At 43.4% G+C, this 5,678-nt stretch carries 5 protein-coding genes and 2 pseudogenes; 5 read left to right on the forward strand and 2 right to left on the reverse strand.

The window, feature by feature from the left end:
* Positions 1-96: 96 nt before the first annotated feature.
* From BTO30_RS16340 to BTO30_RS16355, 4 genes and pseudogenes are all read left to right on the forward strand, one after another.
* On the forward strand, positions 97-435 hold the full coding sequence (locus tag BTO30_RS16340; RefSeq protein WP_083632485.1) for a TOBE domain-containing protein: 339 nt from the start codon (positions 97-99) through the stop codon (positions 433-435).
* On the forward strand, positions 432-1,367 hold the full coding sequence (locus BTO30_RS16345; protein ID WP_075399759.1) for a carbohydrate ABC transporter permease: 936 nt from the start codon (positions 432-434) through the stop codon (positions 1,365-1,367). The genes BTO30_RS16340 and BTO30_RS16345 overlap by 4 nt, the downstream gene beginning before the upstream one ends.
* Before the next feature lie 2 nt (positions 1,368-1,369).
* Positions 1,370-2,143 (forward strand): annotated as a pseudogene (locus BTO30_RS16350) (carbohydrate ABC transporter permease).
* Between the two features lie 17 nt (positions 2,144-2,160).
* Positions 2,161-3,485, forward strand: a pseudogene (locus tag BTO30_RS16355) (ABC transporter substrate-binding protein).
* Positions 3,486-3,666: 181 nt separating this feature from the next.
* Here the strand turns inward: BTO30_RS16355 and BTO30_RS16360 are convergent.
* Positions 3,667-4,188: a type 1 glutamine amidotransferase domain-containing protein gene (locus tag BTO30_RS16360; protein ID WP_075399760.1), complete on the reverse strand. Its 522-nt coding sequence runs from the start codon at positions 4,186-4,188 to the stop codon at positions 3,667-3,669.
* Between the two features lie 172 nt (positions 4,189-4,360).
* On the opposite strand from BTO30_RS16360, the gene BTO30_RS16365 reads away from it, so the two are divergent.
* Positions 4,361-4,666 (forward strand): PadR family transcriptional regulator, encoded by a 306-nt coding sequence (locus BTO30_RS16365; protein WP_075399762.1) that lies wholly within the window; start codon positions 4,361-4,363, stop codon positions 4,664-4,666.
* Between the two features lie 103 nt (positions 4,667-4,769).
* Here the strand turns inward: BTO30_RS16365 and BTO30_RS16370 are convergent, their stop codons facing one another.
* Complete coding sequence (locus BTO30_RS16370; RefSeq protein WP_075399761.1) at positions 4,770-5,072, reverse strand: DUF3817 domain-containing protein; 303 nt, start codon at positions 5,070-5,072, stop codon at positions 4,770-4,772.
* Between the last annotated feature and the right edge of the window lie 606 nt (positions 5,073-5,678).

Consider the following 5,678-nt stretch of genomic DNA (forward strand, 5'->3'; position numbering starts at 1 on the left):
GAGCCTTATAGGCGCAGAGCAGACCACCAGTTATACTGGTGGTTCTGATTTGAAGCGGGCGTCAGCGGTTCCTCTTTAGTGGTGGGTGAACGCCTTATGCCAATGTCTGACATGATCGATATGATCGGTAATCGGAAGCGCGTAATTGTGGGCGTGAGACCGGAGCATATTCGCGCGGCGAAACCGGATGAACCGGGCTTTGACGTGACAATTGCCAATGTGGAAGTGCTTGGCACCGAGACACTTATTACGTTTGATATGGGCAGCACTGAGCAGTGGATTGCCCGATGGACAGGTCAGTGGAATGTAAACGTCGGTGAATCATTGTCTATCTGTATTGAAGATCAGCACTTGTGCTTTTTTGATGCGGAAAGTGGCATCCGTCTGATGAACAACGTGGAAAAATTGGCTCGCTTTCGGGAGGCATTCCAATGAGCATGCCGCAAGTTGAATTGAACAAGGTGCTGCAGTTTGAGAAAGCGGCTGAGAAAAAACGCGCGTATGCCCGATTCGGAACCGGTCTTTTGTATTTGCTGCCATCCCTCCTATTGTTTACGGTATTTTTATTTTACCCGATGGTGAGGACCGTTTATTTAAGTATGCATATAACCGATGCGCAGGGAAACCCAGTCACATTCGTCGGCGTTGAAAATTTCACGTATTTATTCACATCTTCTGCTTTTCTCGCAAGTGCGAAAGCAACAGCTTTATTTGTCCTGTACACCGTTCCTGCAGGTGTGATACTGGCGCTGGCTTTAGCGCTTTTGGCCAATTCAAAGATGCGGGGCATCGGCTTTTTCCGCACGATGTTTTCGTCAACGATGGGGATGAGTGTCGCAGCTTCCTCGGTTATTTGGATGTTCATGTACAACCCGACAATCGGTGTGATGAACCGGATTTTGACAGCGTTAGGGTTTTCGGAAATGCAGTGGCTGCTTGATCCGTCGACAGCATTGATTGCAGTATCCATTGCGACAATTTGGATGAATACCGGTTTTTGTTTTTTAATTCTGATTGGCGGCCTGCAAAATATCGATCCGCAATTATACGAGAGTGCGGGTATTGCCGGTGTAAGCAGCGGGTATAAATTGAGTAAAATCACGATTCCAGTGCTGTCGCCGACGCTGTTTTTTGTGGTTACTGTATCACTGATTAACGCGTTTCAAACATTTGGTCAAATTGACATTTTGACAAAGGGCGGTCCGATTGAATCGACCAATGTCATTGTTTATTCCATTTATAAAGACGCGTTCATTAACTATAACGTCGGTTCAGCCAGCGCGCAGGCGGTTATTCTCTTTTTCTGCATTTTAATCGTAACGATTGTTCAGTTTAAGCTAGGTGAAAGGAGGGTGCATTATCAGTGAGCATGTTGAAAAAAAGCCTTCTTTACACATTGCTTATCATCATGACATTCGTGATGATGTTTCCAATCTTGTACGCATTTTTAATCAGCTTTATGCAAGGCGGGGAAGTGCTGCAGGGAAATATATGGCCGGAGCGGTTTATTTTTGATAATTACGCGGCTGCGATTGAAAAGGTGCCGCTGCTCCAGTATTTATGGAACAGCTTTGTTGTATCCGTCATTGTCATGATTGGCCAGCTCGCGGTCTCAAGTCTCGCTGCGTATGCGTTCGTCTTTATTGACTTTAAAGGACGAGATGCCCTGTTTTTCTTGTTTATTTCCACGATGATGATCCCATGGGAAGCAACGATGGTGCCGAATTTTCAAACGGTGCAGTCGCTCGGATGGCTGAACAGCTTTGCCGGACTCACCATTCCGTTTTTTGCGCTTGCGTTCGGAACATTTTTGCTGCGGCAGCAATTTAAAACGGTGCCAAAAGAATTGTATGAAGCGTCACAGGTGGCAGGCATAAGCCGCTTCCGCATACGAGTATGGTGACACTGGGCATTTACAGCTTTTTAACGACATGGAATATGTATTTGTGGCCGCTTCTCGTGACGAACAATGAATCGATGAGAACGGTTCAAATAGGTTTAAAGCAAATGCAGTCGCAGGAAATTTCAATAGAATGGGGGGGGCATGGCGGGTGTCGTAATGGTGATTATTCCGACCCTGCTGCTGTTGTTCCTCGGTCAAAAACGATTGCAAGAAGGGTTAACGCAAGGTGCGATTAAATAATAGGGAGCGTGTAAAAAATGAAAAAAGTATGGATGTTCATTCTTTCTCTGGCACTACTCGCATTAGCGGCCTGTTCATCAGATTCGGAAACGGGAGCGGAAACAACAGATGAGCGTTCACCCGATGGTAAAACAGAAGTTATTTTCTGGCATGCCATGAGCGGTGAGCTGGAAACAGTTTTAAATGATTTGGTTAATGAGTATAATGCGTCGCAGGATGAGATTGAAGTAAAGCCGATTTTCCAGTGTACATATGAAGAAGCATTAACGAAATTTAATACAGTGGCCGGCACAGAAGATACGCCGGCGATTATGCAGACATTTGAAGTCGGTACAAAATACATGATCGATACAGGGATGGTTCAGCCGGTTCAAAAATTTATAGACGCAGAAAATTATGATACATCACAATGGGAAGAAAACATTTCAGCCTATTATCAAGTAGATGGTGAACAATATTCAATGCCGTTCAATTCGTCTACACCGGTTTTAATTTACAATAAAGATGCGTTTGAAAAAGCAGGTCTTGATCCGGAAAAAGCGCCGCGTACGTATGATGAGTTAAAAGAAGCAGCAGCAAAATTGACGACAGGAGATCAAGTCGGTTTTTCCATTTTGAACTATGGATGGTTTTTTGAAGAACTTGTTGCGGCGCAGGGCGGATTGTTTGTCGATGCGGAAAATGGACGTGAAGGGGAAGCAGCAAAAGCGGTCTTTAACGGGGAAGAAGGAATGAATGTCTTTAAGTTAATCAGCGACATGCATACGAAGGTTCATTTTACAACGTAGGACAAAACTGGGATGATATGCGGGCAGCCTCCCAATCCGGTAAAATCGCCATGTACTTGGATTCATCAGCAGGTGTGAAACAAATGGTTGATAACTCGGCCTTTGATGTAGGCGTGTCTTATTTGCCGGTACCAAATGAAGAAGAACGTCAAGGTGTGATTATCGGGGGAGCGTCCCTCTGGATGGCGGCTGATATCGATGAAGCGAAGCAGCAGGCTGCATGGGAATTTATGAAGCATTTATCAACACCTGAAGTACAGGCAAAATGGCATGTTGAAACAGGCTACTTTGCGATTAACCCGGCGGCATATGAAGAAACGATCGTACAAGAACAGTGGGCGCAATATCCTCAAATGAAAGTAACCGTAGATCAGTTAAGTGAAACGGAAGCGACAACAGCAACCCAGGGCGCATTGATTTCCGTTTTCCCGGAAGCGCGTCAAAAAGTGGTGACAGCAATGGAAAGTTTGTATCAAGGAACAGATCCGAAAGAAGCACTGGATCGCGCAGCCGAAGAAACGGACCGTGCCCTTGAAGCGGCCGCCAGGAAATAAGAGATTCGTAAGGGGCTGTCCCATGAGTGCATGTGGAAGACCAGATTCTGCCCCATTTAAGCCGGTTTGCCGGCTCAAAATCAGGGAGTCAGGCCATCAAAATAAGAAGGAGATGCCTCGACTTACTTTAGAGACATCTCCTTCTTTGTCGGGTTACGTATAAACTGCCTATTTTGTTTGATCACTCAGCCAGTTTATCCGCAAATGCTTTTACATATGGCGGCAAATCCGGCGGACGGCGGCTGGAAATAATGTGGCCGTCTACAATGACTGCTTCGTCATGCCAAGAGGCGCCAGCATTCGTCATATCGTCTTTAATGCCTGGTGTGCTTGTTACATTTTTTCCTTGCAGTATGTTTGCCGAAATCAGTACCCAGCCGGCGTGGCAAATTTGCCCGATCGGCTTTTTGGCTTCATCCATTTTACGGATGAAATCCAATACTCCCGGATAGCGGCGTAATTTGTCCGGTGCCCATCCGCCTGGAACGAGAATGGCATCGTAATCATCTGCATTAATATCCGTAAATGAATATTCAGATACAGCTGGGACCCCATATTTCCCGATGTATTTTTTTTCGGCATCTTTGCCGACTAAATGAACCGAAGCGCCTTCTTCCTGCAAACGTAAAATAGGATACCACAACTCCAAATCTTCAAATTCATCTTCTACAAGAGCAATGACTTTTTTATCAGCTAAACGCATAACATCGCCTCCTCAACTATTTTCTTTAGTGTAGCAGAGGCTGCCGGGAATCAAAAATAATAACACCAGTATTTTATTATACAAGATAGCTGACTCGGCCGGCTGTTCTTGCTATTGTGTATTACAAGATAGTTAAGGGAAATGTGGTGATGATTTGGCTTCATCGAGTCAAATGCTGAAGGGCGTACTGGAAGGCTGCCTGCTTGCGTTTATTGAAAAAGGGGAAACGTACGGTTACGAAATGATCGAGCGTCTGGAAGAGTATGGATTTATGATGGTGAGCGAAGGCGGTATTTATCCGGTGCTTATGCTGATGCAAAAAGAAGGATTGGTCGAGACGACGATGAAAAAATCGCCAAGCGGACCGAAGCGGAAGTACTACACAATTACCGCAAAAGGAATAGAAGAACTCGCGTCATTTCAACAGCGCTGGAATGACCTTGCGTCTGCTGTCAACAAATTATTTAAAAAGGAGTGAACGGCGTGCTTTCTACGTGAAAGTAAACAATTTATTTCAATGGGTGCCTGGAGTTTCAAGATGAAGAAAAAGCAGTCCGGTGTTTGTGCCGGACTGCTTTGTTTTACCCGTATGTTTTTTCAAGTTCATGTAGTTTTTTGTCTAAAATAAAGTTTCCGAATGGAATGAATGCGACAGCGACAGAAAGAACCGGCCAGATTAATTTCCAGCGTGTTTTAAGAGTCACGTAGGCAATGACAATACAATATGTAATGAACAGTGCGCCGTGAATAGCTCCGACGATGCTGACAGCTTCCGGGGTATCGAACCAGTATTTTAACGGCATTGCAATGAAAAGAAGGACGAGCAGTGAGATACCTTCAAAATAACCCATGAAACGCAGCTTGCCAATCGTTGTTTTAAGCATAATTTCCTCCTGAAGAACAAAGTGTTGTTCCTTTAAAGATAACGGAATTGACGAACAAATTCACCTTTTACAGCTGTCGTTCACGAGATTGTCAGAAGGTGATAGTGTATTTTGTATAGTAGTTTATTTTTTCTTCGGATGGAAGAGTGTTAATCCTTTGATAAATAAAAAAGTGAAAAATCTTATTGACTTTAAATTTAATAACATGTTATATTATAAACCGTCGCTGATGACAGCGGCTTTAAAAAAGGGTACAACACATTGGTTGTTTTCAAAAATTTATTTTGAAATACTTTTTTAGGATAAACTTTGTTGACTCCATATTTTAAAACGTGTTATATTAACCTTCCGCCTCTTTTATTTTTTTTAGAGGTTTTAGGAAAGAAGTGTTTAAAACACTTGGTTTTTATAACGAATAACTATTTGATCGAAATAGTTATTTCTAAATTTGTTGTTGACTTATAGTGCTTGGGATGATATGATTAAGTTCCTGTCACTTAAGGCAGTGGTTGGAATTGATCTTTGAAAACTGAACAAAATCAATAAAAACGTCAACGTTCTAGAATTAAACTTTCTATTATGAAATGCCCGTCATTTCGATAGGAA

The sequence above is a fragment of the Domibacillus antri genome, from assembly GCF_001936625.1.
In the GTDB taxonomy this organism is placed as follows: Bacteria; Bacillota; Bacilli; order Bacillales; family Domibacillaceae; genus Domibacillus; species Domibacillus antri.

Excerpts from the sequence above, each read along its gene's own strand:
- BTO30_RS16340 (WP_083632485.1), top strand. The coding sequence starts at position 97 with ATGCCAATGTCTGACATGATCGATATGATCGGTAATCGGAAGCGCGTA.
- BTO30_RS16345 (WP_075399759.1), top strand. The coding sequence starts at position 432 with ATGAGCATGCCGCAAGTTGAATTGAACAAGGTGCTGCAGTTTGAGAAA.
- BTO30_RS16360 (WP_075399760.1), bottom strand. The coding sequence starts at position 4,188 with ATGCGTTTAGCTGATAAAAAAGTCATTGCTCTTGTAGAAGATGAATTT.
- BTO30_RS16365 (WP_075399762.1), top strand. The coding sequence starts at position 4,361 with ATGCTGAAGGGCGTACTGGAAGGCTGCCTGCTTGCGTTTATTGAAAAA.
- BTO30_RS16370 (WP_075399761.1), bottom strand. The coding sequence starts at position 5,072 with ATGCTTAAAACAACGATTGGCAAGCTGCGTTTCATGGGTTATTTTGAA.